The sequence below is a fragment of the Qipengyuania flava genome (genome assembly GCF_011762005.1).
GTDB classification, from domain to species: Bacteria; Pseudomonadota; Alphaproteobacteria; order Sphingomonadales; family Sphingomonadaceae; genus Qipengyuania; species Qipengyuania flava.
Genome location: NZ_JAASQU010000001.1, coordinates 781,627 through 807,624, shown reverse-complemented (window position 1 = coordinate 807,624; position 25,998 = coordinate 781,627). Strand labels below are relative to the sequence as shown.

Here is a 25,998-nt window from a genome sequence, read left to right as displayed (position 1 = left end):
TGTTTCCAATGCCGAAAAAGATGCGCCTCGATCAAATATTGGTGGACCGCGGGCTCGTGGAGAGCCGCACGCGCGCGCAGGCGCTGGTCATGGCGGGGCTGGTGTTCAGCGGCGAACAGAAACTGGCCAAGCCCGGCCAGCAATTGCCCGTGGAGGCGCCGCTCGATGTGCGCGGGCGCGATCACCCCTGGGTTTCGCGCGGCGGCATCAAGCTTGCGCATGCGATCGAGCATTTCGACCTCGACCCTCGCGGCGCGGTTGCAATGGACATCGGCAGTTCGACCGGCGGCTTCACCGACGTATTGCTGCAGGGCGGGGCGGAGCATGTCTTCGCGATCGACAGCGGCACCAACCAGCTGGCGTGGAAGCTGCGACAGGACGAGCGGGTCACCGTGCTCGAACAGACCAGCGCGCGCGTGCTGACTCCCGAAATGATCGACCGGCCGGTAACCTGGGTGGTCTGCGATGCGAGCTTTATCGGTTTGTCCAAAGTGCTCGAGCGCCCGCTCGAGCTTGCGCAGCAGGATTGCCGTCTCGTCGCGCTGATCAAGCCGCAATTCGAGGTCGGGCGCGAGGAAGTGGGCAAGAAGGGTGTGGTCAGCGACCCCGCATTGCACCGCCGCGTATGCGACGAGGTGCGCGCCTGGGTCGAGGGGCTGGGCTTTGAGGTACAGGGCATCGTCGAGAGCCCGATCACCGGCCCAGAAGGCAATGTCGAGTTCCTGATCAGCGCCGAGAGAAGCGCGCCGCGCGATTGACCTTGCGCCTCGCTTGGCACTAGTCGCTCATCAAAACCTATTCACGGAGAGAGCATGTCCGCCAATATCGCCGAAATGGAACGCCGCCGCGATGCCGCCAAGATGGGCGGCGGGCAGAAGCGCATCGACGCGCAGCACGCCAAGGGCAAGCTGACCGCGCGCGAGCGGCTCGACATCCTGCTCGACGAAGGCAGTTTCGAGGAACTCGACACCTATGTCGAACATGACTGCGTCGATTTCGGCATGCAGGACCAGAAGATCCCCGGCGACGGCGTGGTCACCGGGTCGGGCACGATCAACGGCCGGCTGGTCTATGTCTTCAGCCAGGATTTCACCGTCTTCGGCGGCTCGCTGTCGAAGCGCCATGCGGAGAAGATCTGCAAGGTCATGGACACCGCTATGAAGGTCGGCGCGCCGGTCATCGGCCTCAACGACAGCGGCGGCGCGCGCATCCAGGAAGGGGTCGCCAGCCTCGGCGGTTATGCCGAAGTGTTCCAGCGTAACGTGCTCGCCAGCGGCGTGGTGCCGCAGATCAGCCTGATCATGGGGCCGTGCGCGGGCGGGGCGGTCTACAGCCCGGCGATGACCGACTTCATCTTCATGGTGGAGGATTCAAGCTATATGTTCGTCACCGGCCCCGACGTGGTCAAGACGGTGACCAACGAGGTCGTGACGCAGGAAGAGCTGGGCGGCGCGAAGACGCATACGACCAAGACCTCGGTCGCCGACAACAGCTTCGAGAACGACATCGAGACCCTTCTCGCGACGCGCGATTTCTTCGATTACCTGCCGCTATCGAACCGCGAGGACGTGCCCGAGCGCCCGACGAGCGACGCCTGGGACCGCGAGGAGCCGAGCCTCGACACGCTGATCCCCGACAATGCCAACCAGCCCTACGACATGCATGAAGTCATTCGTAAGACGCTGGACGAAGGCGATTTCTTCGAAGTGCAGCCGGGCCATGCCGCGAACATCATCTGCGGCTTCGGCCGGGTCGAGGGGCGCACGGTGGGCGTGGTCGCCAACCAGCCGATGGTGCTTGCGGGCGTGCTCGACATCAATTCCTCAAAGAAGGCCGCGCGCTTCGTGCGCTTCTGCGATGCCTTCGAAATCCCGATCCTGACCTTCGTCGACGTGCCCGGCTTCCTTCCTGGCACCAGCCAGGAACACAATGGCATCATCAAGCACGGGGCGAAGCTGTTGTTCGCCTATGCCGAGGCGACCGTGCCCAAGATCACCGTGATCACCCGCAAGGCCTATGGCGGCGCCTATGACGTGATGGCCTCCAAGCATTTGCGCGGCGACCTCAACTACGCCTGGCCGACCGCCGAGATCGCGGTGATGGGCGCAAAGGGCGCGGTGGAGATCATCTTCCGCCAGGACCGCGACGATCCCGACAAGATCGCCGAGAAGACCAAGGAATATGAAGACCGCTTCGCCAACCCCTTCGTCGCTGCCCAACGCGGCTATATCGACGAGGTTATCTACCCGCACTCCACGCGCCGCCGCATCGCGCTGGGGCTGCGCAAACTGCGGACGAAGCAGCTCGAGAACCCGTGGAAGAAGCACGACAATATTCCGTTGTGAGTAGGACGTTTTGGAGAAATGCATATTTCTACCTGCTCTGCGGGGCGTTCCTATTTGGGTTTGCCTATTATGCGCTCGCAGTCTTTGAAGGTCGCGAGGAACCGCTTACGCTTTGGCAGGCAATTGGTTCGATAGCCTGCGGTCTGCCGCTGGTGGTTTTGGGCTTGTGGATTCTCAAGACGGGAACGGTGAACACGAACCCGTTGGTAAGCCGACGCGAGACACCGTGGTTGTACTGGCCTACACTAGCTTTTGCGGTACTGAGCGGGGCGATCTTTTCCGCTCTTGGCCTCTGGTCGCTTGTTTGAGGATTTGTGAATGAAACTCGGCCGTCTCAACCACATCGGCGTCGCGACGCCCTCGATCGCGGAATCGCTGCGCTATTATCGCGACGTCATGGGCGCGACGATCACGCATGAGCCTTTCGATCTCGAGGAGCAGGGCGTGAAGGTCTGCTTCGTCGACACGCCGGGCGAGAACGGCACCCATGGCACGCAGATCGAGCTGATCGAGCCGCTGGGGGAGCAATCCACGCTGACCGGCTTCCTCGCCAAAAATCCGGCAGGCGGGCAGCACCATGTCTGCTACGAAGTCGAGGACATCGAGGACGCGCGTCAGTGGTTCGAGGACATGGGTAAGCGGATCCTCGGTCCCACACGTATCGGTGCGCATGGCACGCCGATCTTCTTCCTTCACCCCAAGGACATGATGGGCCAGCTGACCGAGATCATGGAAACGCCCAAGGACGACGCGCACTGGTCGAACTAAGCCGCCATTCCGTCATCCCAGCGAAAGCTGGGATCGGGTGCGGACAGGCGCTACGCCGATAGCGATCCCAGCTTTCGCTGGGATGACGAGGGAGAGACAATGCTATTCTACGACAGCCCGAACCCGGCGCCCAATCCGCGCCGCGTGCGTATCTTCGCCGCCGAGAAGGGCATCGATCTGCCGAGCAAGGAAGTGTCGATCCCCAAGCGCGAGCAGAAAGCGGAGGACTTCGTCGCCAAGAACCCGCGCGGACAGACGCCGATCCTCGAATTGGACGACGGCACGGTGATCGCCGAAAGCGTCGCGATCATGCGCTATCTCGAGGCCGAGCATCCCGAACCGCCGCTGTTCGGCACCACGAGCCGCGAAATCGCGGAAATCGAGATGTGGTGCCGCCGGGTCGAGATGATCCTCATGCCGCCGGTGGGCGCGGTGTGGGTGCATACGCACCCCTTCACCGCCGCGCTCCCGGGCCGCAATACGGAGTGGGGCGAGGCCAATCGCCCGCGCGTGGCCGAGGCGATGCGCTTCTTCGACGAATCGCTCGAAGGGCGCGACTATCTTGCCGGCGACGCTTTTTCCGCAGCGGATATCCTGCTGCTGACCACACTCGATTTCGCCAAGTTCGTCGGGCTCGAAATGCCCGGTGAATGCGCGACGCTGGCCGCATGGCATGAGCGGGTATCGGCACGGCCGAGCGCGTCCGCCTGAACTCCGTTCGCTGCGCAAGCCCCTTGCGCGCAAGCGTCATCGCAGCCAAGGTCGGTGGCGAAAAGAAACCTTTGGGAGAGACGCGTGAGCTACGAAACCATCATCGTCGAGAAGGACGGCCCGCTGACCACCATCACGCTCAACCGGCCCGACCGGCTGAACGCGATGCCGCCGCAGATGGCGGATGAAATCGGCGCAGCGTTTTACGATCTGGGCGACAGCCGCGCGGTGCTGATCACCGGTGCGGGCAAGGGCTTCTGCTCGGGCGCCGATCTCGCCGCGCGGGGCGAGGGTAGCGCGCTGCAGAACAAGGGCGGGAGCCACCGTGCGCTGCAGAACCACTACAATCCGGCGATCAACCAGGTCTTACGCGCCGATGTGCCCGTGATCTGCGCGGTCAACGGCCCCGCCGCGGGCGTCGGCTGCAGCCTTGCGCTGGCGGGCGACTTCGTGCTCGCAGGCAAAAGCGCCTATTTTCTGCAGGCTTTCGTCAATATCGGCCTCGTGCCCGATGGCGGGTCGACCTGGCTGCTCAGCCGCGCGATCGGCCGCGCGCGCGCCACGCGGATGATGATGCTGGGCGAGAAGATCGGCGCCGAACAGGCAGAGGATTGGGGGCTGATTTACAAGGCGGTCGATGACGATGCGCTGCTGGCAGAGGCCAAGGCGCTGGCGCAAAAACTCGCCAACGGCCCGACGGTCGCTTACGCCACCATGAAGCGCAACATCGCCACCGCGCTCGACGGCGATCTGACGCAGGTCCTGCTCGCCGAGGCCGAGGGCCAGCGCACCGCCGGTGCGAGCAAGGATGCGACCGAGGGCGGCATGGCCTTCCTCCAGAAGCGCAAGCCGGAATTCAAGGGCGAGTAAGAGGCGGACACCGCAAGTCTTCGTCATCCCCGCGAAGGCGGGAATACAACTGCCTTCGCTATCGATAGCAATGGCATCTGGACCCCCGCCTACGCGGGGGTGAGGGCGGGAGAGAACGGTTTGCACCGCGCCCGCCCTTTCCCTGTGCATACGATTGTGGTTTAGGACCGCGCATGACCGACAAGCCGACCTATGAAGACTGGAAGCCCCTCGCCGACAAGGAAGTGAAGGGGCGCGATCTCACCTGGCACACCCCCGAAGGTATCGCGGTGAAACCGCTCTACACCTCGGAGGACACGGCCGCGCTCGACGATCCAGGCGTCCCCGGCATCGCGCCGTTTACGCGTGGACCCTACGCCTCGATGTACACCGGGCGCCCATGGACCATCCGACAGTATGCGGGCTTCTCTACGGCCGAAGAATCGAATGCTTTCTATCGCCGTAATCTTGCGGCGGGGCAGAAGGGCCTCTCGGTCGCTTTCGATCTCGCGACGCACCGCGGCTATGACAGCGATCACAGCCGCGTGGTCGGCGATGTCGGCAAGGCGGGCGTCGCGATCGACACTGTGCGCGACATGGAAATCCTGTTCGACCAGATCCCGCTCGACCAGATGAGCGTATCGATGACCATGAACGGCGCGGTCATCCCGGTCATGGCGTTCTACATCGTCGCGGGCGAGCGTCAGGGCGTGGCACAGGAGAAGCTGTCGGGGACCATCCAGAACGACATCCTCAAGGAGTTCATGGTCCGCAACACCTATATCTATCCGCCCGAACCAAGCATGCGGATCATCTCGGACATCATCGCATATACTTCGGCCAACATGCCGAAATTCAACAGCATTTCGATCTCGGGCTATCATATGCACGAGGCGGGGGCGACTGCGGTGCAGGAACTGGCCTTCACCATCGCCGACGGCAAGGAATACGCCAAGCGCGCGATGGAAGCTGGCCTCGACATCGATGCCTTCGCGCCGCGCCTGTCCTTCTTCTGGGGCATCGGCATGAACTTCTTCATGGAGATCGCCAAGATGCGCGCCGCACGCCATTTGTGGCACGATGTCATGGAAGGGCTGGGGGCGCAGAACCCCAAGTCCAAGATGCTGCGCACGCATTGCCAGACCAGCGGCGTCAGCCTGCAGGAGCAGGACCCCTACAACAATGTTATCCGCACCACGGTGGAAGCGATGGCGGCGGTGCTGGGTGGAACGCAAAGCCTTCACACCAACGCGCTGGACGAAGCGATCGCACTACCGACCGATTTCAGCGCCCGCATCGCGCGCAACACGCAATTGGTGATCCAGGAAGAGACCGGCATCACCAATGTCGCCGATCCGCTCGGGGGCAGCTATTACATCGAAAGCCTTACGTCCGCGCTGGTCGAACAGGCGCGCGCCATGCTCGAGGAAGTCGAGGCGGCGGGCGGGATGACCGAATATGTCGCCAGCGGGAAACCCAAGGCGCAGATCGAGGAAGCCGCGGCAGCCAAGCAGGCCAGCGTCGATCGCGGCGAAACCGTGATCGTCGGTGTGAACAAGTATCGCCGCGACAAGGAAGACGAGATCGACACGCTCGATATCGATAACCACAAGGTCCGCCAGAGCCAGATCGCGCGGCTGGAGGAAGTGCGCGCCAAGCGCGATGATTTTGCCTGCCGCGCTGCGCTGGACGCGCTTGCACGCGGGGCCGCCCAGCGCGAGGGGAACCTGCTTGCCCTTGCGGTCGAGGCGGCGCGTCACGATGCGACGCTGGGCGAGATCAGCCAGGCGATGGAAGACGCCTATGGCCGCTACGACACGATCCCCAAGCCGGTCCGCGGGGTCTATGCCGCCGCCTATGCCGAAGACGATCGCTACCAGCAGGTCGTCGAGGGTGTGCAGGCGGTCGAACGCCGGCTCGGACGTGCGCCCCGGCTGATGGTCGCCAAGATGGGCCAGGACGGCCACGACCGCGGCGCCAATGTCATTGCCAGCGCGTTCACCGACATGGGCTTCGAAGTCCTCTCGGGGCCGCTGTTCCAGACGCCGTCCGAAACCCGCGACATGGCACTGGAGAACGACGTCGATGCGATCGGAGCGAGCAGTCTCGCGGCGGGGCACAAGACGCTGATCCCCGAACTGATCGGCCTGCTCAAGGAAGCCGGTCGACCCGACATCAAGGTCATCGCAGGCGGGGTGATCCCGCAGAAGGATTACGATTTCCTGCGCGATGCCGGGGTCCAGGGAATCTACGGTCCGGGCAGCAATGTGGTCGAATGCGCTGCAGATGTGCTGCGTCTGTTGGGGCACAATATGCCCCCTGCCGGCGAGAACCTCGACGAGGCAGCGGAATGAAGTCCATCGCCGCAGCGGGGGCGGCTTTGGCCTTCGTCTGGGCAGCGTCCGCATCTGCGCAGCATGTGTCCGACGCCGAACCGATAACGATCGGTGAGGCGCTGACGGTCATGACGCACGACGCCGACCGGAAACTCAATGTCGTGCTCCCGCGCGGCTATGAACAGGCTGAAGAGCGCTTTCCACTCGTGCTGGTTCTCGATGGCGGGATCGGGCAGGACTTTTTCCTCTCTCTGGGTGTCGAGCGCTGGAACCAGCTCTGGGGACGGAGTGAGCCGGCAATCCTGATCGGCGTCGAGACGGTCGACAGGCAGCGCGAACTACTGCCTCCCACGCAAGTCGACGAGGAACGCGAGCGCTATCCGAGCGCGGGCGAAAGCGAGGCTTTCCGCACGTGGCTGGCCGAGACGGTCCTTCCCATATTACGCGCCCGCTATCGTCACGATGGCCGTGCGATGATCGTCGGCGAGAGCGCGGCGGGGCACTTCGTCGTCGAAACCTGGCTGGCACAACCCGATTTGTTCGATGGCTATGCTGCGCTTTCGCCCAGCCTGCAGTGGAACGACAGCGCGCTGGCAGGAGCGGCGCCGGCGGATGACGGAACGCCGCGACCGCCGCTGTTCCTCTCGCTGGCCGATGAAGGTGGCGCCACCGAGACCGGGGTGATGGAATTGCGCGAGACACTGGGTGCGCGCTTTTGCTTCGCCGATTATCGTGTATCGCATGTCCACCATTCGAACAGCCTGCACCAATTGCTGCCGCAGGCCCTGCAGTACCTTCTGCCGACCGAGGCGGATTGGCTCGGCGAATATGGCTTGACCGTGGAATGCGAAATGCGGGAAGCGGACGCCGAATGACACAGCTTCCTGCCGTCTTCGCGGGCTGGCTCGCATGAGCGCGCCGACCTCCAGCGCCTTCGTACCGATCGCGGCTATGATGTTCGCCGCGGGACTCGGCATTCCCGTTTTTGCCGCGCTGAATGCCGCGCTGGGCCAGCAACTTGGCGGCCCCGTCGCCGCAACCGCAGTGACTTTCGCGGTTGGATTCGTGATCGCCAGCGCGATGCTGGCCTTTACCGGCTTCCCCGCTGCCAGTGCCTTCACCTTCGAACGGCCGTGGTTGTGGATCGGGGCGCTCGTGATGTTGTTCTACGCCACTTCGGTGGCATTCTCCGCCCCGCGTATCGGCCTCGGCAATGCGATCTTTTTCGTGCTGCTCGGCCAGATCGTCGCCGCGGCAATCATCGATCATTTCGGCCTGCTTGGCTCCATCCAGAGTGCGATTACCCCCAAGCGTGCGCTGGGCCTGATAGTCATGGCAGTCGGCCTCTACCTAGCCAGGAAACCCGTATGACCAATATCCGTACCGACTGGAGCCGTGACGAGATCGCGGCGCTGTTCGATCTTCCGTTCACCGAACTGCTGTTCCAGGCTGCGACGGTCCATCGCGAATTCCATCCGCCCGAGCAGGTGCAGCTCTGCACATTGCTTTCGATCAAGACCGGCGGATGCCCGGAAGATTGCGGCTATTGTTCGCAGAGCGTGAAGGCCGACAGCGGGGTCGAGGCGACCAAGCTGATGGAGGTGCAATCGGTCCTCCAGCGCGCGGCGCAGGCGAAGGATCAGGGCAGCCAGCGCTTCTGCATGGGCGCCGCCTGGCGCAATCCCAAGGACCGCGACATGCCCGCGATCGTCGAGATCGTGAAGGGCGTGCGCGCGATGGGGCTGGAGACCTGCATGACGCTGGGCATGCTGACGCCGAAACAGGCGGACATGCTGAAAGAGGCGGGCCTCGATTACTACAATCACAATGTCGACACCGGGCCGGAATATTACGAGCGGGTGATCTCCAGCCGCAAGTATGAAGACCGGCTCGACACGTTGCAGAACGTGCGCGATGCGGGAATCAACGTGTGCAGCGGCGGGATCGTGGGCATGGGCGAGACGCGCGACGACCGCGTCGGCTTCGTCCACACGCTCGCCACGCTCGAACGCCATCCCGAAAGCGTGCCGGTCAATGCGCTGGTGCCGGTCAAGGGCACGGTTCTGGGCGACATGCTCGTCGACACGCCGCTTGCGAAGATCGACGATATCGAATTCGTCCGCACGGTCGCGGTTGCGCGCATCTGCATGCCGATGAGCATGGTTCGCCTCTCCGCCGGGCGCGAAAGCATGAGCGAGGCGGCGCAAGCACTGTGTTTCATGGCCGGGGCGAATTCGATTTTCACGGGCGACAAGCTGCTGACCGCGCCCAATGCGGGCGACGACACCGACGCGGCGCTGTTCGCCAAGCTCGGCCTTACCGCTCTGCAACAGGAAGAGCCGATGCGTGCAGCGTCCTGCCAAGGCGCCTGCGAACCAGCCGAATAGAGGAAACTGCCGATGACCGAACAGAAGCTGGAAACGCTGACGATCCATGCCGGGCAGGAGCCCGATCCGACGACGAAGGCGCGGATTACGCCGATCTACCAGACGGCGAGCTATGTGTTCGATGATCCCGACCACGCCGCGCGACTGTTCGGCCTGCAGGAATTCGGCAACATCTATTCGCGCATCATGAACCCCACCAATGATGCGCTGGAAAAGAAAATTGCCGCGCTCGAAGGCGGGGTGGGTGCTCTAGGCGTGGCGTCGGGCCATGCCGCGCAATTGATTGTATTCCACACGCTGATGGAGCCGGGCTGCAACATCGTCGCCGCGAAGAAGCTTTATGGAGGCTCGCTCAACCAGCTGGGTGAAAGCTTTCGCAAGTTCGGCTGGGAAACGCGCTTCGTCGATGCCGACGATCCTGCGAATGTCGCTGCGGCAATCGATGACAACACCCGCTGCGTGTTCATCGAAAGCCTGGCGAACCCCGGGGGCGTGGTCAGCGACATTGCCGCAATTGCCGAGGCTGCGCATAATGCGGGGATCCCGCTGATCGTCGATAACACCATGGCGACCCCGGCCCTTTGTCGTCCCTTCGATCACGGTGCGGACATCGTCGTCCATTCTTGCACTAAGTTCCTCAATGGGCACGGCAATGCGGTCGGCGGGCTGATCGTTGATTCGGGCAAGTTCGACTGGAAGGCGAGCGACAAGTTTCCCAGCCTGACCCAGCCCAACGGTTCCTATCACGGCGCGGTGCTCGCCGACGCGCTCGAACCGATCGGACCGATTGCATTCATCACCGCGTGCCGCGTGCTGGGGCTGCGCGATCTTGGTCCGGCGATGGCTCCGATGAATGCATTCCTCGCGCTGACCGGCATGGAAACGCTGGCGCTGCGTATGGAACGGCATTGCAGCAACGCGCTGGCGGTTGCGCAATGGCTGCAGGATCATCCCAAGGTGGCCTGGGTGTCCTATGCGGGGCTCGAGAGCGACCGCTACAAGAGCTTGGCGGATCGCTACATCGGCGGGAAAGGCGGCGCCGTCTTTACCTTCGGGCTGACGGGCGGATTTGCGGCAGGCAAGGCGCTGGTCTCGCGCGTGGCGTTGTTCAGCCATCTCGCCAATATCGGTGATACCCGCAGCCTCATCATCCATCCGGCATCGACCACGCACAGCCAACTGGATGAAGAGGAACTGGTCGCAGCCGGGGCCGGACCGGACGTGGTTCGGCTGTCGATCGGTATCGAGCATGTCGACGATATCATTGCCGACCTTGAACAGGCACTGGCGGCGATTTGACGATGCTTGTTGCCGTCCTGATGCTGATGCAAGGCGCGCCGCTCGATTGCGCGGATCCCTATACGCAGATGGCAATGAACCGTTGTGCGGTGCTCGAATTCCAGGAAAACGATGCCGAGCTCAATGCGCAATGGAAGCTTACTGCAGCCGAGATGAAGCGCCGCGATGCCGAGCCCGTCGACGACGGACGGCCGGGCTATTTCGAAACGTTGCTGGCTGCCCAGCGCGCCTGGATCGCGTACCGGGATACGCATTGTACCGCCGAGGGTTACTATGCCCGTGGCGGAAGCATGGAATCGCTGCTGGTCTCGACCTGCATGACCGACCTGACCAAGCAGCGCACGCGCGACCTGCGCGACCTGATAACCCAGTAGACAAGAATTACGGGACGAGAGATGTTTACCAAAATCCTCATTGCCAACCGCGGCGAAATCGCCTGCCGGGTCATCAAGACCGCCCAACGCATGGGTATCGCCACCGTGGCGGTCTACTCCGATGCGGATGCACGTGCGCCCTTCGTCCGCATGGCCGACGAGGCGGTTCATATCGGCCCCGCTCAGGCGTCGGAAAGCTATCTGGTTGCCGACAAGATCATTGCGGCGTGCAAGCAAACCGGCGCGGAGGCGGTGCATCCGGGATATGGCTTCCTGTCCGAGCGCGCGAGCTTCGTCGAAGCGCTGGCGAAAGAGAACATTGCCTTCATCGGTCCGCCGGCCGAGGCGATCGCCGCGATGGGCGACAAGATCGAGTCCAAGAAGATCGCGCGCGAGGCGGGAGTGAACGTCGTCCCCGGCTTCGTCGGGGAGATCCGCGATACCGACCATGCGGTCGAGATATCCAATGACATCGGCTACCCGGTGATGATGAAGGCGAGCGCGGGCGGCGGCGGCAAGGGCATGCGGCTCGCCTATAGCGAAAAGGACGTGCGCGAGGGATTCGAGGCGACCAAGCGCGAGGGCCTGAACAGCTTTGGCGACGATCGCGTCTTCATCGAGAAGTTCATCGAGGATCCGCGCCACATCGAGATCCAGATCCTCGGCGATACGCATGGCAATGTGATCTATCTCAACGAGCGTGAGTGCTCGATCCAGCGCCGTCACCAGAAGGTGGTCGAGGAAGCGCCTTCGCCATTCGTCACCCCGAAAATGCGCAAGGCGATGGGCGAGCAGTGCGTCGCGCTGTCGAAAGCGGTCGGCTATCACAGCGCGGGTACGGTCGAGCTTATCGTCAGCGGCGCGGACAAGACCGGCGAGAGCTTCTATTTCCTCGAAATGAACACGCGGCTGCAGGTGGAGCATCCGGTTACCGAGGCGATCACCGGCGTAGACCTTGTCGAGCAAATGATACGCGTTGCAGCGGGCGAAAAGCTGGCCATGATGCAGGACGATGTCGGTATCGATGGCTGGGCGATCGAGAACCGCGTCTATGCCGAAGATCCCTACCGCGGCTTCCTGCCTTCGACCGGGCGTCTCGTACGCTACCAGCCGCCGGTCGAGCCCTGGACCGACGACGGCGAAGCGAACGGCCGCCGAGGCCAGCATGGCGTGCGGGTCGACGATGGCGTCTTCGAGGGCGGCGAGGTGTCGATGTTCTACGACCCGATGATCGCCAAGCTTGTGACCTGGGGCAAGACCCGCGACGAGGCGGCCGATCTGCAGATCGCGGCGCTCGATGCGTTCCGGATCGAAGGGCTGGGGCACAATGTCGATTTCCTCAGCGCGATCATGCAGCACGAGCGGTTCCGCTCGGGCGAACTGACCACGGGCTTCATCGCCGAGGAATATCCCGAAGGCTTCACCGGTGCGCCCGCGTCGCCGCAGTTGACCAAGGTGCTGGCGGCGGTCGCCGGCGTCATCGCCACGGCCGATGCCGATCGCGCCCGGCGGGTCGAAGGGCAGCTGTCCGATGATCTCTATGCGCCCGGCGACTGGACCGTGCGTATCGGCGAGCGCGAAGAAGGTTCGACTTCGCACGAGGTCCGGCTCGAGGAGAATGCGCTGACCGTCGACGGCGAACAGGTCACGATCGAGATGCAGTACACGCCAGGCGAAGCCATGGTCGATGTGGCGCTCTACGCGAACGATGCGTCGGAGGATGCCGCGCCGGTCGAGAGTTACACTTTGCAGCTCAAGCCGACGCGCACCGGTTATGCGATCACCACGCGGGGGGCGACACATCACCTGCGCATCCTGCAGACGCGGGTCGCGCATCTTGCTGCGCACATGATCGAGAAGACCCCGCCCGATCTGTCCAAGATGCTGATCTGCCCGATGCCGGGGTTGCTGGTGAAACTGCATGTGGGCGAAGGCGAAGAGGTCCAGCCGGGGCAGCCGCTCGCCACGGTCGAGGCGATGAAGATGGAGAACATCCTGCGCGCCGAGAAGCAGGCGACGGTTAGCAAGATCAACGCCGAGGAGGGCGAAAGCCTTGCGGTCGACGCGGTGATCCTCGAACTCGAGTAAATTACCTCCTCACCTCATCCGGAAAGCGCCGCGAGAGCGTTCCTGCGCGGCGCTTTTCGCTTCGCCCTACATTCTCGGGACCAGCGGCCTGATCGCGAATGTGCCTCGCAGCAGGGCGAAGACGATCAGGCTGCGGCTTCGCCGAGTTCGAGATGGTAGCACTGGTTGTGCGGACCATTGGCATAATGTGCGAAAGCCTCGCCGGCGACGAAGCCGCGCCTGGTATAGAGCGCGATTGCCGGCGCGAACCGTTCATTGGTACCCGTCTCCAGGCTCAGCCGCGCCAGTCCGTCAGACCGGGCGATGGCGATCAATTCCTCCAAGATCGCCCGCGCGATGCCGCGACCGAGATGATCGGAATGGGTCCGCATGGATTTGAGTTCGGCACAGTTGGACGACAGGCGCTTCATCGCCCCGATGCCGACCAGCATGTCGTCATCCCACGCCCCCAGCAGTGTCACATCGGGACCGGATAGCCCGCTGACGTCGAGCGCGAAGCTGGTCCCCGGCGGGGAAACGGCGAGCATGTCGCGCTGGTGAAAGCCAACGAGATCACGCACAGCGGGATCGGCAACTCGGGCAGGGCGGATATCGAAAGCCATGCCCGGCACGATGTGCGCGGAGCTGGCCGCGGTCAATGCGCCTGCAATTGCTCGTCGAGAAAAGCGGCCACATCGGTCAGTTCTACGTCGCGCGCGAGATAGGCATCGCCGATCTCGCGCAGCAGGATGAAGGGGAGTTTGCCCGCGTCCATCTTCTTGTCATGCAGCATGTGATCGGCCAGCGCTTGCCCATCGCAATCCAGACCCAACGCTGCGATCTCGGAGGGCAGGCCCGCAGCGTCGACAGCCCGGGTGACCCGCTCGGCATCGGCCAGCGCGATCGTGCCGCGCCGCGCCGAATAGCGCGCTGCCAGCACCATCCCCAGTGCCACGCCCTCGCCGTGCAGCAGACGGTCGGAAAATCCCGTTTCGGCTTCAAGCGCATGGCCGAAGGTATGGCCAAGATTGAGCAGTGCGCGAGCGCCGCTGGTCTCGCGCTCGTCTTCGGCGACGATGCGCGCTTTCGCCGCGACGCTCGCCGCGACCGCATGTTCGGTCTCGGCGCGTGCGAGCCCGACCACCGCGCTGCCAGACTGTTCCAGCCAGTCGAAAAAGGCGCGATCGCCGAGCACGCCGTATTTGAGCACTTCGGCGTAGCCGGCGCGCAGTTCGCGCGCGGGAAGCGTGCCGAGCGCATCGGGATCTGCCAGCACCAGCGATGGCTGGTGGAAGGCGCCGATGAGGTTCTTGCCCGCAGCAGTGTTGATCGCGGTCTTGCCCCCGACCGAGCTGTCGACCTGTGCCAGCAAGGTGGTCGGCAGCTGGACGAAGCCGCAGCCGCGCTTGAGTATCGCGCAGGCAAATCCGGTGAGGTCGCCGACAACGCCCCCACCGAGCGCGAAAACGTGATCGCCGCGCTCGACTCCCTGGCCGAGCAGCCAGTCGGTTAGCCGCGCGAGACTGTCCCAGCTTTTCGACGCTTCGCCCGGGGCCACGTCGTACCAGCGAGCCTCAATGCCCGCAGAGGAAAGCGACCGGGCGAGGCTTTCTCCCCAATGTGCACGTGCGTTCGCATCGGCCACGATGCAGACATGCGGCTTGCGGATGGTAGCACCCGCTTCTTGTGCGATATTGGCCAGCAGCCCACCCGCGACGCGGACTTCATAGCTGCGTCCGGCCAGTTCGACGGGGATTACAGCCATGCGTCGATCGCCCTCAATATGCGTTGTGCGGTTTCCGCATGCGGCGCATCGTCGGTGACCACATGGATCTGCGCTTCGGCATAGGCCGCGCCGCGCCGGTCTTTCAGCTCGGTCAGGATCGTGCGCGGGTCGCCGGTGCGCAGCAGTGGCCGGCTGTCGCGCCGCGCTGTGCGTTCGACCAGTGTGTCGATATCGCAATCGAGCCACACCGCAATCCCGCGATCGATGATCAGCGCGCGCGTCTCGTCGTCGACAAAGGCGCCTCCGCCGGTGGCGATCACGCCATGGCGTTCTTCCATCAGGCGGGCGATCACGCGTCGCTCGCCGGCGCGGAAATAGGCTTCGCCGTGAGCTTCGAAAATTTCCGCCACGCTCCGGTCGGCAGCGCGTTCGATTTCCTCGTCGACATCGATGAAATCGCTGTCGAGCATCGCCGCCAGCCGCCGGCCGACAGTCGATTTGCCCACGCCCATCAGTCCGACCAGTACCACGGGGCGGTCGATCCGCCGGGCGAGTCCCCCGATTTCGGCGGAGGTAAGGCTGGTTGCATGGGTCATTGCCGCAGTGCCTAGAACTGGGCTAGGGCGCGGGCAAGGTATCAGCACTTGAAGCGGGACGCGAAAATCTTGGCGATGAGCGGGCGAAGGCTAGCAGGTCTCTTGGCAGCGGGGTTCATTATCCTGTTGGTTGCGGCGCTGATTGACGGCGGCGAGGAGCCTTTGCGCCCGATCGAGCAAGCAATCGATCTCCCGGGCGGTTCGAAATGAAAGCTGCATGGATGATCGGCGGCGCGGCACTCGCGCTCAGTTCGGCGATGGTGCTCGCGCAGGAAGCGCCGGTCGACTTGCTGCCGCCGGGCTTTGACGATCCCGCTCCCGCACCGACGCCCACACCGCGCGCCACGCGTGCGCCGACACCCACGCCGACGCAGGCTTCGCCGGGTGAAGCCGCGGATCCGGGAACGGTCAGCCAGCAGCCGGGCGAAATCGTCCAGCCGTTGCCGCTGCCTGGAGCAACGCCGAGCGCCAACCTCGATCTCACGAACCTGCCTACGCTCGAAGAACTTGAGTCGATGTCGACCGACGACCTCGACGAATTGCTGGGATTGAAGCCTAAGTTCGACATCCCCCCTGCCGCGCGGCGGTCGATGGAGCGGGTAGGATTGCTCGATGTGCAAGAAGGCGGCCTTCCTGCGGGCTCGTTGGCGCGCCAACCTGCCGGGCTGGTGCGCGCAGTCCTGGCGGGGACCACGCAGCCGATGGTCTCGCGCTGGGGCCATATTCTGTTGCGCCGCGCGCTGGCCAGCCGGCTCGCGGCGCCCGAAGGCATGAGCGCGGTCGAGTTTGCGACCTTGCGTGCGCGGGCGCTCAATGCGCTGGGCGAACACGTGGTGGCGCGCGCGCTGGTGCAGGATATCGATACGGCGAACTATTCCCCCGCGCTCACCAATGCGGCGATTGATGCCTACATTGGCAGTGCGGATATCGTGGGAGCCTGTCCTGCGGTACGGCTGGTCGAAACCCCGCGCGACGATGCGCAGTGGCAAATGCTCGCGGGGATCTGCAATGCCTATGCGGGTGAGGCGACGCGTGCGCAGAACGATCTACGCCGCTTGCTGTCGCGTACCGAGGAGGACCGGATCGACGTGTTGCTCGCGCAGCGTTTTGCCGGTTCGGCAGGGCGCGGGCGCCGTGCGGTGACGATCGAATGGGACGATACGGGGACGCTCACCCCCTGGCGTTTCGCGATGGCCAATGCGCTTGGCGAACCCGTGCCCCAAGGGCTCCTCGAGGACGCGGCGCCGGAATTGCTGCGCACTGCGGCGCTGACCCCCGCGCTCACCCCGGTGCAACGCGCGCGCGGGGCGGATATCGCTGCAAGCAGCGGCGTCCTGTCATCCTCGGCGATGGTTGACCTCTATAGCCAGATCTTCGCCGAAGAGGGTGTGCAGGGCGATGCCGCCATCACCGCCTCACGGTTGCGCGAAGCCTATGTCGGTGCCGATCCGTTGCGCCGCCTTTCGGCGATCCGTGACATCTGGTCGGGCGGCGGAGACTATTCCTACGGCCGCATGGTGCTGACTGCCTATGCCGCAGCGCGGCTGCCGGTCACCGAAGAGATTGGCGAGGAAGCGGACGGCCTGATCGCATCTATGCTGGCAGCGGGGCTCGATGGTGACGCCATGCGCTGGGCATCGCAGGTCGACAACGGCAGCGAGGCTTGGGCACTTCTGGCGCTGGCCAATCCCTCATCTGCAGCGATGGTGAGCGGCGGGGATCTCGACAGCTTTGTCGACGACGACGAATCGGCGCGCCAGCACAAGTCGCGCATGCTACTAGCGGGCCTCGCAGGACTGGAGCGCATCGCCAGCGCGGACGTCGCCCAGTTCAGTGAGCGCCTTGCGGTGGAATTTGCCGCCCCTACGCGCTGGACGCGACTGATTGATCGCGCGGCGGAGGTCGACAATGCCGCATTGGTGGCCATGCTCGCCGGCCTCGGTATGCAGGGCGAGGGCTGGGATCGCATGACCGCACGGCATCTGTTTCATATCGTGTCGGCGCTGCGCCGTGTAGGTCTGGAAGCCGAAGCCCGGATGATCGCCGCGGAGGCGGTCGCGCGCGCCTGACGTGGGCGGGCAGGGATCGTCGATCGCCGATTTTCTCGCGATGCTGGCGAGCGAGCGCGGCGCGGCCCGCAACACGCTGCTCGCCTATGGGCGCGACCTCGAACAAGCCGAGGAATTGATCGGCACGGCGCTGGAGGCCGCCAGCGCGGCGCAACTGGCGAAACTGGGAGAGGCGTGGTCGGCGCTGGCGCCAGCCACACTGGCGCGGAAGATCTCCGCTCTGCGGCAGTTCTTCGGGTTTCTCGTCGACGAAGGCCTGCGCGATGACGACCCGACGCATGCCCTGCCACGGCCGGCGACCCGGCGGCCACTGCCCAAGATCCTGACTCATGCGGAGATCGAAAGGCTTTTCGCCACCGCCGAGGCCGAGGCGCAGAGCGATTCGCCCGCCGCTGTGCGCATGCTGGCCTTGCTCGAACTTCTCTATGGCTCGGGCCTGCGGGCGACCGAGCTGGTTTCTCTTCCGCTGTCTTCGGTTCCGCGCGATGCGCCTTTTCTCACCGTCACGGGGAAGGGCGGCAAGACGCGGCTCGTCCCGATCAGCCAGCGCGCGGGCGCCGCACTGCAGCGCTGGCTCGGCCTTCGCCCGGCGGATTCGCTTTGGCTGTTTCCGTCGCGAACCGGCCATATCTCGCGAGTCAGGCTTTTTCAGATGCTCAAACAGCTCGCCACGCGAGCCGACATGGCGCCCGAAAAGCTGAGCCCGCACGTGCTTCGCCACGCTTTCGCCACGCATCTCCTCGAGGGCGGGGCGGACCTGCGCGCGCTGCAGACTCTGCTCGGCCATGCGGATATCTCTACCACGCAGATCTACACGCATGTCGATGCCGCGCGACTGGTGAAGCTGGTGAACGAGCGGCACCCGCTTGCGCATGCGCGCGCTTCGGACTAGCGCCGTGGCATGATTTCCTACCTCGAATTCGAGAAGCCGGTCGCCGAGCTCGAACAGCGTATCGCCGAACTGCGGAGCGCCGCAGAGGGCGACGACGTCGATATTTCCAACGAGCTGCAGCGGCTCGAGCTCAAGAGCGCGAACCTGCTCGCAAGCACCTATCAATCGCTCACTCCGTGGCAGAAAACGCAGGTGGCGCGGCATCCCTCGCGCCCGCATTTCCGCGATTATGTCGAGCAGATTTTCGAGGAGTTCGTTCCGCTCGGCGGCGATCGTACCTATGGCGACGACGAGGCGATCCTCGGCGGTTTCGCCAAGCTCGACGGGCGCAAGGTGGTGCTGATCGGGCACGAGAAGGGCAACGACACCGCCAGCCGGATTCGTCACAATTTCGGCATGGGCAAGCCCGAGGGCTATCGCAAGGCGATCCGATTGATGGAACTGGCGGGGCGGTTCGGCCTTCCGGTGGTCACGCTGGTCGATACCTCGGGCGCGTTCCCAGGGGTCGAGGCGGAAGAGCGCGGCCAGGCAGAAGCCATCGCGCGTTCGACGGAAGCCTGCCTCGCGCTGCCCGTCCCGATGGTGGCGGCGATCGTCGGCGAGGGCGGATCGGGCGGGGCCGTGGCATTGGCCAGCGCCGAGCGCGTGCTGATGATGGAGCACGCGGTCTATTCGGTGATCTCGCCCGAAGGCTGCGCCTCGATCCTCTGGCGTACGGCTGAGAAGGCTCCCGATGCAGCCGAAGCCATGAAGGTGACAGCGCAGGACCTCGCGGAATTGGGCGTCATCGACCGCATCGTTCCCGAGCCCGTCGGTGGTGCGCATCGCGATCCGCGTGCCGCCTCGGCTTCGCTGGGCAACGCGATCGGCGAAGAGCTCGACCAATTGGCAGGGTATGCCCCGCACGAGCTCAAGCGACTGCGTGAAGAGCGTTTCCTCGCGCTGGCGGGATGATCCCATCCGCTGTCAAGCGGGAACAAACCCCAGCTTGATAAGGTTCTCCGAGGGTTAGATGACCAGCGAGCGCACGGGCCCGGTAAAGGCCTGTGCGCGGACGCAATCGGGGAGACCGCTTTCATGACGCGCATCAAGCTTGCCGCCACCGCCACCGTTTCCACCCTCTCGCTGGCGCTTGCCGGCTGCATGGGCGGAGGAAATATCCCCAGCGCCTCTGCGCCGATAACGCAGAGCGAGGCGCAGATGGGCGCCGAAGCGCACCCGCAACTGCTCGCCGAATTCGGCGGGGCGATGAGCGGCAGCCATGCGCAGTATGTGCAGCAGGTCGGCCAGAACATCGCCGTCCAGTCGGGCCTCGGCAATGCACGTGAATCGTTTACCGTTTCGCTTCTCAACAGCCCGGTCAACAACGCCTTCGCCATCCCCGGCGGCTATGTCTACACGACGCGGCAGCTGGTCGCGCTGATGAACAATGAGGCCGAACTCGCGGCGGTCCTCGGACATGAGGTCGGTCATGTGGCGGCGCGCCACTCGCAGCGGCGCCAGGCTGCGGCGCAACGCAACACGCTGCTCGGCGCGGCCGGAGCGATCCTGTCGGGCGTTCTGCTCGGCAACAGTGGGCTCGGCCAGCAGCTCGGCCAGGCCGCGCTGCAAGGCTCGCAGCTGCTGACGCTCAAATTCTCGCGTTCGCAGGAACTCGAAGCCGACGAACTCGGGATCCGCTATCTCAATTCGGCAGGGTACGATCCGCGCGCGATGGGGACGGTCTTGCAGAGCCTCGCGCTGCAGAACGCGCTCGACGCGCGCGTGCAGGGCCGCGACAATGCCAGCATCCCCGAATGGGCGTCGACCCACCCCGACCCTGCGAGCCGGGTCCAGAGCGCGCTTTCCAAGGCCCAGGCAACGGGTGTCAGCGGCGGAATCACCAATCGCGACACCTTTCTGACCCGGATCGACGGGCTGACCTATGGCGACGATCCCGCGCAAGGCGTGGTCGAAGGGCGTCAGTTCATCCACCCGGAGCTGCGTCTCGCTTTCACCGCCCCGCAGGGCTTCTACATGGTCAACGGGACACGCGCGGTCAGCGTCAACGGACAGAGCGGGCAGGCGCAGTTCTCGCTCGCGCCCTACAACGGCAATCTGGAAAGCTATGTCGCCAGCGTATTCGGCGGCGTTAGCGAACAGCAGCAGATCCGCCCGCAGTCGATCCAGCGCACGACGGTCAACGGACTTCCCGCGGCCTATGGAACTGCGCGCGTCAATTCGGGCAATGGGCAAGTCGATGTGACGGTCTTCGCCTATGAGTTTGCGAACGACCGCGCCTATCATTTCGTGGCGATTACCCCGGCGGGAAATGCCTCGGTGTTCAACGCAATGTTTGGCTCAATGCGCCGTATCGATTCGCAAACCGCAGCCAATGTGATTCCACGGGTCATCGATGTCGTGACTGTGCGGAGCGGCGATACCGTCAATTCGCTGGCGAGCCGGATGGCCTATAGCGACAATCAGGTGGATCGTTTCCGCGTTCTGAACGGGCTGACATCCAGTGAAGGCGTCAGCGCGGGCCAGAAGGTGAAGCTGGTCGTACGCGGTCGCTGAACTGCGCCAGGCCACATCATTCATAACGGGCAACGAAAAAGGGCGGCGGGAAAACCCGCCGCCCTTTCATTTCGGACAGTGCCGAAACTTAGACGCTCGAACCGCTCATGGTGGTCGAGACGGTGTTGAAGGTCGAGCTCAGCTGGCCGCCGAGGCTCTGCATCGCGGTGATCGCGGCAACGGCGATCAGGGCTGCGATAAGGCCGTATTCGATTGCGGTTGCGCCTTCTTCATTGCGGCGCAGCTTGCGGAAAAACTTCATGATTAGTCTCCTGGTTCAGTCTTCGTACCCGGCCCAACCCACGAATGCGGTTCAGGCAATTTGCGTTCTGCAGCGAAACGGTTGAAAAAATCCTAACCGCTTTCTTCAGCCGCCCATCACAGCGGCTGCCGCGTCGGCGATGTCGGACCACAAGGTCGTCGCAACCGCACCGAAAGCCTGGATCCCGCCAATCATGGCGAGAAAGATCAGAGCGAGGATCAGCCCGTACTCGACTGCGGTGGCACCACGGGTGTCGCGTTCCAACGTGCGCAGGAATTCGATCATTGTCCGTGCCCCACTCGCTGCTTGTCTAAGCTGACGGTGACTGGTTACGGCTCGGGGAGTTAAGAAACTGTTGAGGGCGGGCACGAAAGTGAAAGAAATTCCGACATGGACCTGCGTGGCTGCGCTCGCCCTAAGCGATGGAAACGGGCGCTGGCTGATGCACAAACGGCCGATCGGCAAGCATCATGGCGGCCTGTGGGAGTTTCCCGGCGGAAAGGTCGAAGCGGGCGAAACGCCCCGGAATGCGTTGGTTCGGGAGATATCCGAAGAGCTCGGTCTGGCGCTTGATCCCGCTGCCTGCATGCCGGCATGCTTCGCCGAGGGGAAGGGTGCAACAGGTGCGGGCGAGATTGTCATAATGCTTTACACGGCGGAATGGGACGGCAACCCGGTGGCGGCATTGGAGGGCGGCGAAGTTGACTGGTTTGTGGTGCCCGAGATAGCGCGGCTGGCGAAGCCGCCGCTCGATGTCGCGTTGGTGCAGGGTTTATTCGCCAAAGCGTAATTTTGTTATTGCCAACCTTGTGGGCCCTGCCTATGTGGCGCCCTCCAAGCGCGCCCGTAGCTCAGCTGGATAGAGCACCAGACTACGAATCTGGGGGCCGGAGGTTCGAATCCTTCCGGGCGCGCCATTCTTCAAAAGCCCGCTTCCCCCTCACAGGGAGCGGGCTTTTTGATTCCCCGTTTGCGCTGATCTCCGCTTAATCTGCGGAATCCTCGAGCCAGTGCATGTCATCGTCACTGAAACCGAAGTGATGACCGGCCTCATGCACCACCACATGGCGCACAAGATCGTCCATTCGGACGCCGGTCTCGTGCCATTCGGCGATAAGGGGTTTGTGGAACAGCCAGATTCTCGGTGGCATCCGGCCGCTCTCCCATATCGATCGATCGGGCAAAGGTTCGCCCTCGTAGAGCCCCGTTAGTTGCCAGCGGTCATCCATGTCGACCGAGCCGAGTTGTGCTGGGGTGGCGAAATCCTCCACCCGCAAGATCACCTCGCCCAGCGCGTTGCGGAATTGGGCGGGCAGCGCGGCGAGCGCGGATTCGGCCATCAGCTGCATTTCTTCCCGGGAGGGCCCACGCGTTCTGTCCATCATCGGATTGATATGGGGCAGGGGACGTACCCGGCAAGAGCGGAACCCGCGCCCTGCTGACAGGTTCATTGGTCAAAGGAGATCGAACCCATGACCGACGCCACTGAAATCTTCGAGCGACTCAAAGAAGATCACGACCGCCATCGCGAACTGCTCGACAAGCTGCTCGAAACGACCGGTGATAGCCCTGATCGGCAATCGCTGTTCGAAGAGTTGACGAAAGAGCTCAAGAGCCACGCCGCCGCCGAAGAGCAAGCGCTCTATTCCACCATGCTTCGCAAGCCTCCGACCACGGGTGAGACCCGGCACTCGGTCGCCGAACACCACGAGATCGACGAGGCACTGAACGACCTCGCTGCGACCGACATGTCCGAGGGCGGCTGGCTGACGAAGTTCAAGACCTTCGAGCACCAGTATCGTCATCACATCGACGAGGAAGAAGAGGACCATTTCCCCGATTTCGAGCAGTATCTCGACAAGGACGATATGAAGCACATGGAGCAGGTCTTCGACCGGCGAAAGGACAAGGAGATGGCGGAAGCCGAAGTCACGCCGGAAAAGAAGGAAGACGCGAAAGAATAGGGCTGGCGGGGGGCAGGCGAAATGGGTGCGGACAAGAGCGGCGATCCGAGCCGTACCTCGGGTCTGGAGCCTTCGGTCGAACCGGGTGTCTGGCGTTATGCTCGAGCTTCGCGCGCGAGCGTGATCGTCGACGCTGCGGACTATTTCGCATTCATGCAGGAGGCGATGCTCAATTCGCGGCGCCGGATCCTGCTGATCGGGTGGGATTTCGACACACGCATTCATCTGCAACGTGGCAGGCGATGGTGGCAGCGCGCGTGGAAACGCGGCTATCCGGCAAGGCTGGGCAGCTTCATCGCTTGGCTCGCACGCCATCGCAAGAAGCTCGACATCCGCATTCTCAAATGGAGCGTGGGCGCGCTATCCACCATCGGCCGTGCTTCGATGTGGTGGGATCTGGCGCGCTGGGTACGACACCGGCGTATCAATTTCCGCTTCGATACCGCGCATCCCGTCGGGTGTACGCATCACCAGAAGATCGCCGTGCTCGACAACAAGGTCACGGTATGCGGCGGTATCGACATGACTGACCAGCGCTGGGATACGCGCGAACACAAGGAAAACGATCCGCGCCGCAAGACTCCGCACGGACTTCAATACGGCCCATGGCACGATGCGGCGATGATGATGGAAGGTGACATCGCCACTGCGCTGGCGGAACTGGGGGACGATCGCTGGACCTGTGCCGGGGGTAGTTGCCTGCCTGAGGTGGAGGAAGCACCCGGAAGCCCTTGGCCCGAAGCGCTCGAGCCGCAATTCGAGAATGTCGAGATCGGCATCGCACGGACGCGAGCAGCTTATCGCGACTGGGATGCGGTGAACGAAATCGAGCGCCTCTATCTCGACCAGATCGGTGCGGCGAAGCGCTTCATATATGCCGAAAGCCAGTATTTCGCCTCGCGCTCCATCGCCGAGGCGATCATCGCTCGGCTGCAGGAGGACAACCCTCCCGAGATCGTGATCGTGCATCCCAGCCATGCGGATGGCTGGCTCGAACAGCAGGCGATGGACCACGCCCGTGCCGAACTCGTGCGGGCGATACAGGAAGCGGATACCAAGGGATGCTTCACGATCTGGTCGCCGCTGACGGGCGCAACGCCGATTTATGTCCATGCGAAGATCATGGTCGTCGATGACGAGGTTCTGCGGATCGGTTCAGCCAATCTCAACAACCGCTCGATGGGTCTCGATAGCGAATGCGACGTGTTCATCGATGCGACGCGCCCCGGCAATGAGCACGCGCGTGAGGGGATCGCGGCGTTGCGGTATTCCTTGCTCGCGGAACACTGCGGTCTCGAACCCGAAGAGGTGCCCGAATTGCTCGAAAAGCACGGGTCGATGGCTTGCCTCATTGACCATGCGTGTACCGAGGGCGGACGCAACCTCGTACGATACCATCCGCCAGAGCTGAACGATGTGGAGCAGAAGCTGGCCGAAAGCGCCTTGCTCGATCCGGAAGATCCCGAGGACATGTTCGAGCCGTTTGCAAAGGGCGGCCTTTTCCGCGAAGGGAGCAAGCTCGCGCGGTTTCGCGAAAAGTTCAGGAGGATCAAGCAGACGTGAGCAGCCTAGTGGGCCCCGACGAGGACGATCCGCGCGGCAAGCCGCCGGTTCCGGAGCACGTGCAGGACGCCATTCGCACGCTTATCGAATGGACTGGGGACGACCCGGAGCGCGAAGGGCTGCTCGATACTCCCAAGCGTGTCGCGCGCGCGTGGAAGGAGTATTGCATCGGCTATACCGAGGACCCTGCGGTGCATCTGGACCGGGTATTCGAAGAGGTCGGCGGCTACAACGAGATCGTTCTGTTGAAGGATATCCCGTTCCAGTCGCATTGCGAACACCACATGGCGCCGATCATCGGCAAGGCTGCGATCGCCTATCTGCCCAATGACCGTGTCGTCGGCATTTCCAAGCTTGCGCGGGTGTTGCACGGCTTCGCCCGTCGGCTGCAGGTGCAGGAACGCCTGACCGCCGAAGTGGCCGATTGTATCTGGGAGAATCTCCAGCCGCAGGGCGTGGCGGTGGTGATCGAGGCATCGCACAGCTGCATGACCGCGCGCGGTGTCCGCACGCCGGGTGTGGGGATGATTACCAGCCGCATGATGGGGACCTTCCTCGACGACCAGCGCAGCCGCAAGGAAGTGCTCAGCCTTATGGGCTACGGCTAGGCAAGGCCGCAAAGGCAGACGCTGTCGGCCCGCAACGAAAAGCCCCGCTCGGCGCCATGCCGGTCGGGGCTTTCGCTTGCTACCGAGGCCGATGGCCCCGTTTTACATCTGGCCGAGCATGTGTTCCGCGCTGGAAACCGAGAAATCGCCCGGCGCTTCGACATTGAGCTGCGTCACGACACCGTCTTCCACCACCATCGAATAGCGCTGGCCGCGCTTGCCGAGACCGAAGCCCGAACCATCCATGGTAAGTCCCACGGCTTCGGCGAAATCGCCATTGCCGTCCGCAAGCATGGTGATGTCGTCCGATCCAGCGGCGCTCTTCCACGCGCCCATGACGAATGCGTCATTCACCGCGGTCGCCACGATCTCGTCGACACCCTTGGCCTTGAGGTCTTCCGCCTTCTCGACGTAGCCGGGCAGGTGACGCGCCGAACAGGTCGGCGTGAATGCGCCCGGGACCGAAAACAGGGCGATCTTCTTGCCCTTGAAATACTCGCTCGAGCTGACCTGCTCGGGTCCACCTTCGGTCGCCTTGACCAGCTTCACATCGGGCAGCTTGTCGCCCACCGAAATCGTCATGTTCGAAACTCCGTCTTTCCCGTCTGCGGTGTGACCTAGGATGC

At 63.7% G+C, this 25,998-nt stretch carries 27 protein-coding genes and 1 tRNA gene; 21 read left to right on the top strand and 7 right to left on the bottom strand.

What is annotated here, in order from left to right; translation table 11 throughout:
* Positions 1-8 precede the first annotated feature (8 nt).
* From FHS69_RS03930 to FHS69_RS03875, 12 genes are all read left to right on the top strand, one after another.
* Complete coding sequence (locus tag FHS69_RS03930; RefSeq protein WP_166776611.1) at positions 9-758, top strand: TlyA family RNA methyltransferase; 750 nt, start codon at positions 9-11, stop codon at positions 756-758.
* Between the two features lie 54 nt (positions 759-812).
* Complete coding sequence (locus tag FHS69_RS03925) at positions 813-2,345, top strand: acyl-CoA carboxylase subunit beta (protein WP_166776610.1); 1,533 nt, start codon at positions 813-815, stop codon at positions 2,343-2,345.
* Positions 2,346-2,663: 318 nt separating this feature from the next.
* On the top strand, positions 2,664-3,113 hold the full coding sequence (gene mce / locus FHS69_RS03920; RefSeq protein ID WP_166776609.1) for a methylmalonyl-CoA epimerase: 450 nt from the start codon (positions 2,664-2,666) through the stop codon (positions 3,111-3,113).
* 99 nt (positions 3,114-3,212) lie between these two features.
* Entirely contained in the window at positions 3,213-3,824 is a 612-nt protein-coding gene (locus FHS69_RS03915; protein WP_166776608.1) for a glutathione S-transferase family protein, read from the top strand.
* An 84-nt stretch (positions 3,825-3,908) separates the two neighbouring features.
* Entirely contained in the window at positions 3,909-4,694 is a 786-nt protein-coding gene (locus FHS69_RS03910) for an enoyl-CoA hydratase-related protein (protein WP_094063247.1), read from the top strand.
* Between the two features lie 173 nt (positions 4,695-4,867).
* Positions 4,868-7,027: a methylmalonyl-CoA mutase gene (gene scpA, locus FHS69_RS03905; RefSeq protein WP_166776607.1), complete on the top strand. Its 2,160-nt coding sequence runs from the start codon at positions 4,868-4,870 to the stop codon at positions 7,025-7,027.
* Positions 7,024-7,884 carry an alpha/beta hydrolase gene (locus FHS69_RS03900; protein WP_166776606.1) on the top strand — a complete coding sequence of 287 codons (861 nt, stop codon included), beginning with the start codon at positions 7,024-7,026 and terminating at the stop codon, positions 7,882-7,884. The genes scpA and FHS69_RS03900 overlap by 4 nt, the downstream gene beginning before the upstream one ends.
* 34 nt (positions 7,885-7,918) lie before the next feature.
* Entirely contained in the window at positions 7,919-8,380 is a 462-nt protein-coding gene (locus FHS69_RS03895; RefSeq protein WP_067467360.1) for a DMT family transporter, read from the top strand.
* Positions 8,377-9,396: a biotin synthase BioB gene (gene bioB, locus FHS69_RS03890; protein ID WP_166776605.1), complete on the top strand. Its 1,020-nt coding sequence runs from the start codon at positions 8,377-8,379 to the stop codon at positions 9,394-9,396. Before FHS69_RS03895 ends, bioB begins: the two co-directional genes overlap by 4 nt.
* A gap of 12 nt (positions 9,397-9,408) precedes the next feature.
* Positions 9,409-10,695, top strand: a complete 1,287-nt coding sequence (locus FHS69_RS03885; protein ID WP_166776604.1) for an O-acetylhomoserine aminocarboxypropyltransferase — start codon at positions 9,409-9,411, stop codon at positions 10,693-10,695.
* Positions 10,696-10,697: 2 nt separating this feature from the next.
* A complete protein-coding gene (locus FHS69_RS03880; protein WP_166776603.1) occupies positions 10,698-11,069 on the top strand; it encodes a lysozyme inhibitor LprI family protein in 372 nt (123 codons plus the stop codon).
* A 21-nt stretch (positions 11,070-11,090) separates the two neighbouring features.
* The gene (locus FHS69_RS03875; protein WP_166776602.1) at positions 11,091-13,157 is read left to right on the top strand and encodes an acetyl-CoA carboxylase biotin carboxylase subunit; all 2,067 of its coding nucleotides are present in this window, start codon (positions 11,091-11,093) and stop codon (positions 13,155-13,157) included.
* 125 nt (positions 13,158-13,282) lie between these two features.
* On the opposite strand, the gene FHS69_RS03870 is transcribed toward FHS69_RS03875, so the two are convergent.
* Genes FHS69_RS03870 through FHS69_RS03860 form a run of 3 tightly spaced genes read right to left on the bottom strand, consistent with a single transcriptional unit; the run spans position 13,283 to position 15,458 of the window.
* Positions 13,283-13,759 (bottom strand): GNAT family N-acetyltransferase, encoded by a 477-nt coding sequence (locus tag FHS69_RS03870; protein ID WP_166776601.1) that lies wholly within the window; start codon positions 13,757-13,759, stop codon positions 13,283-13,285.
* 32 nt (positions 13,760-13,791) lie between these two features.
* Positions 13,792-14,901 (bottom strand): 3-dehydroquinate synthase, encoded by a 1,110-nt coding sequence (gene aroB / locus FHS69_RS03865; protein WP_166776600.1) that lies wholly within the window; start codon positions 14,899-14,901, stop codon positions 13,792-13,794.
* A complete protein-coding gene (locus FHS69_RS03860; RefSeq protein ID WP_067673461.1) occupies positions 14,892-15,458 on the bottom strand; it encodes a shikimate kinase in 567 nt (188 codons plus the stop codon). Before FHS69_RS03860 ends, aroB begins: the two co-directional genes overlap by 10 nt.
* Positions 15,459-15,664: 206 nt before the next feature.
* Here FHS69_RS03860 and FHS69_RS03855 point away from each other — a divergent pair, with 206 nt between their 5' ends.
* The 4 genes from FHS69_RS03855 (at position 15,665) to FHS69_RS03840 (ending at position 20,975) form a co-directional block, all read left to right on the top strand.
* Positions 15,665-17,527 carry a hypothetical protein gene (locus FHS69_RS03855; RefSeq protein WP_166776599.1) on the top strand — a complete coding sequence of 621 codons (1,863 nt, stop codon included), beginning with the start codon at positions 15,665-15,667 and terminating at the stop codon, positions 17,525-17,527.
* 1 nt (position 17,528) lies between these two features.
* Positions 17,529-18,419, top strand: a complete 891-nt coding sequence (locus FHS69_RS03850) for a tyrosine recombinase (protein WP_341801660.1) — start codon at positions 17,529-17,531, stop codon at positions 18,417-18,419.
* Between the two features lie 9 nt (positions 18,420-18,428).
* Positions 18,429-19,373, top strand: coding sequence for an acetyl-CoA carboxylase carboxyltransferase subunit alpha (locus tag FHS69_RS03845; RefSeq protein ID WP_151885683.1), 945 nt, complete (start codon positions 18,429-18,431; stop codon positions 19,371-19,373).
* Between the two features lie 123 nt (positions 19,374-19,496).
* On the top strand, positions 19,497-20,975 hold the full coding sequence (locus FHS69_RS03840; protein WP_166776598.1) for a M48 family metalloprotease: 1,479 nt from the start codon (positions 19,497-19,499) through the stop codon (positions 20,973-20,975).
* 88 nt (positions 20,976-21,063) lie between these two features.
* Here FHS69_RS03840 and FHS69_RS03835 read toward each other — a convergent pair whose 3' ends face one another.
* Positions 21,064-21,237 (bottom strand): Flp family type IVb pilin, encoded by a 174-nt coding sequence (locus tag FHS69_RS03835; RefSeq protein ID WP_067467328.1) that lies wholly within the window; start codon positions 21,235-21,237, stop codon positions 21,064-21,066.
* Between the two features lie 105 nt (positions 21,238-21,342).
* Positions 21,343-21,522, bottom strand: coding sequence for a Flp family type IVb pilin (locus FHS69_RS03830; protein ID WP_067467324.1), 180 nt, complete (start codon positions 21,520-21,522; stop codon positions 21,343-21,345).
* Between the two features lie 115 nt (positions 21,523-21,637).
* Between FHS69_RS03830 and FHS69_RS03825 the strand changes: the two genes are divergently transcribed.
* Together FHS69_RS03825 and FHS69_RS03820 are read left to right on the top strand one after the other, a co-directional pair.
* Positions 21,638-22,027: an NUDIX domain-containing protein gene (locus tag FHS69_RS03825; protein WP_341801659.1), complete on the top strand. Its 390-nt coding sequence runs from the start codon at positions 21,638-21,640 to the stop codon at positions 22,025-22,027.
* A 50-nt stretch (positions 22,028-22,077) separates the two neighbouring features.
* Positions 22,078-22,154, top strand: a tRNA-Arg gene (locus FHS69_RS03820).
* A gap of 69 nt (positions 22,155-22,223) precedes the next feature.
* Here FHS69_RS03820 and FHS69_RS03815 read toward each other — a convergent pair.
* Positions 22,224-22,586, bottom strand: coding sequence for a metallopeptidase family protein (locus FHS69_RS03815; RefSeq protein ID WP_243844518.1), 363 nt, complete (start codon positions 22,584-22,586; stop codon positions 22,224-22,226).
* Positions 22,587-22,709: 123 nt separating this feature from the next.
* Between FHS69_RS03815 and FHS69_RS03810 the strand changes: the two genes are divergently transcribed.
* From FHS69_RS03810 to folE, 3 genes are read left to right on the top strand one after another with little or no spacing between them, the layout of a single operon-like run.
* Positions 22,710-23,201 (top strand): hemerythrin domain-containing protein, encoded by a 492-nt coding sequence (locus FHS69_RS03810; RefSeq protein WP_130586439.1) that lies wholly within the window; start codon positions 22,710-22,712, stop codon positions 23,199-23,201.
* A gap of 21 nt (positions 23,202-23,222) precedes the next feature.
* The gene (locus tag FHS69_RS03805) at positions 23,223-24,764 is read left to right on the top strand and encodes a phospholipase D-like domain-containing protein (protein WP_166776597.1); all 1,542 of its coding nucleotides are present in this window, start codon (positions 23,223-23,225) and stop codon (positions 24,762-24,764) included.
* Positions 24,761-25,372: a GTP cyclohydrolase I FolE gene (gene folE / locus FHS69_RS03800; protein WP_067673478.1), complete on the top strand. Its 612-nt coding sequence runs from the start codon at positions 24,761-24,763 to the stop codon at positions 25,370-25,372. Before FHS69_RS03805 ends, folE begins: the two co-directional genes overlap by 4 nt.
* A 102-nt stretch (positions 25,373-25,474) precedes the next feature.
* Here the strand turns inward: folE and FHS69_RS03795 are convergent, their stop codons facing one another.
* On the bottom strand, positions 25,475-25,954 hold the full coding sequence (locus FHS69_RS03795) for a peroxiredoxin (protein ID WP_166776596.1): 480 nt from the start codon (positions 25,952-25,954) through the stop codon (positions 25,475-25,477).
* Positions 25,955-25,998 lie beyond the last annotated feature (44 nt).

Bases quoted from the DNA above. Each gene is read 5' to 3' on its own strand.
- FHS69_RS03930 (WP_166776611.1), top strand. From the start codon at position 9: ATGCCGAAAAAGATGCGCCTCGATCAAATATTGGTGGACCGCGGGCTC.
- FHS69_RS03925 (WP_166776610.1), top strand. From the start codon at position 813: ATGTCCGCCAATATCGCCGAAATGGAACGCCGCCGCGATGCCGCCAAG.
- mce (WP_166776609.1), top strand. From the start codon at position 2,664: ATGAAACTCGGCCGTCTCAACCACATCGGCGTCGCGACGCCCTCGATC.
- FHS69_RS03915 (WP_166776608.1), top strand. From the start codon at position 3,213: ATGCTATTCTACGACAGCCCGAACCCGGCGCCCAATCCGCGCCGCGTG.
- scpA (WP_166776607.1), top strand. From the start codon at position 4,868: ATGACCGACAAGCCGACCTATGAAGACTGGAAGCCCCTCGCCGACAAG.
- FHS69_RS03900 (WP_166776606.1), top strand. From the start codon at position 7,024: ATGAAGTCCATCGCCGCAGCGGGGGCGGCTTTGGCCTTCGTCTGGGCA.
- FHS69_RS03895 (WP_067467360.1), top strand. From the start codon at position 7,919: ATGAGCGCGCCGACCTCCAGCGCCTTCGTACCGATCGCGGCTATGATG.
- bioB (WP_166776605.1), top strand. From the start codon at position 8,377: ATGACCAATATCCGTACCGACTGGAGCCGTGACGAGATCGCGGCGCTG.
- FHS69_RS03885 (WP_166776604.1), top strand. From the start codon at position 9,409: ATGACCGAACAGAAGCTGGAAACGCTGACGATCCATGCCGGGCAGGAG.
- FHS69_RS03880 (WP_166776603.1), top strand. From the start codon at position 10,698: ATGCTTGTTGCCGTCCTGATGCTGATGCAAGGCGCGCCGCTCGATTGC.
- FHS69_RS03875 (WP_166776602.1), top strand. From the start codon at position 11,091: ATGTTTACCAAAATCCTCATTGCCAACCGCGGCGAAATCGCCTGCCGG.
- FHS69_RS03870 (WP_166776601.1), bottom strand. From the start codon at position 13,759: ATGGCTTTCGATATCCGCCCTGCCCGAGTTGCCGATCCCGCTGTGCGT.
- aroB (WP_166776600.1), bottom strand. From the start codon at position 14,901: ATGGCTGTAATCCCCGTCGAACTGGCCGGACGCAGCTATGAAGTCCGC.
- FHS69_RS03860 (WP_067673461.1), bottom strand. From the start codon at position 15,458: ATGACCCATGCAACCAGCCTTACCTCCGCCGAAATCGGGGGACTCGCC.
- FHS69_RS03855 (WP_166776599.1), top strand. From the start codon at position 15,665: ATGAAAGCTGCATGGATGATCGGCGGCGCGGCACTCGCGCTCAGTTCG.
- FHS69_RS03845 (WP_151885683.1), top strand. From the start codon at position 18,429: ATGATTTCCTACCTCGAATTCGAGAAGCCGGTCGCCGAGCTCGAACAG.
- FHS69_RS03840 (WP_166776598.1), top strand. From the start codon at position 19,497: ATGACGCGCATCAAGCTTGCCGCCACCGCCACCGTTTCCACCCTCTCG.
- FHS69_RS03835 (WP_067467328.1), bottom strand. From the start codon at position 21,237: ATGAAGTTTTTCCGCAAGCTGCGCCGCAATGAAGAAGGCGCAACCGCA.
- FHS69_RS03830 (WP_067467324.1), bottom strand. From the start codon at position 21,522: ATGATCGAATTCCTGCGCACGTTGGAACGCGACACCCGTGGTGCCACC.
- FHS69_RS03815 (WP_243844518.1), bottom strand. From the start codon at position 22,586: ATGCAGCTGATGGCCGAATCCGCGCTCGCCGCGCTGCCCGCCCAATTC.
- FHS69_RS03810 (WP_130586439.1), top strand. From the start codon at position 22,710: ATGACCGACGCCACTGAAATCTTCGAGCGACTCAAAGAAGATCACGAC.
- FHS69_RS03805 (WP_166776597.1), top strand. From the start codon at position 23,223: ATGGGTGCGGACAAGAGCGGCGATCCGAGCCGTACCTCGGGTCTGGAG.
- FHS69_RS03795 (WP_166776596.1), bottom strand. From the start codon at position 25,954: ATGACGATTTCGGTGGGCGACAAGCTGCCCGATGTGAAGCTGGTCAAG.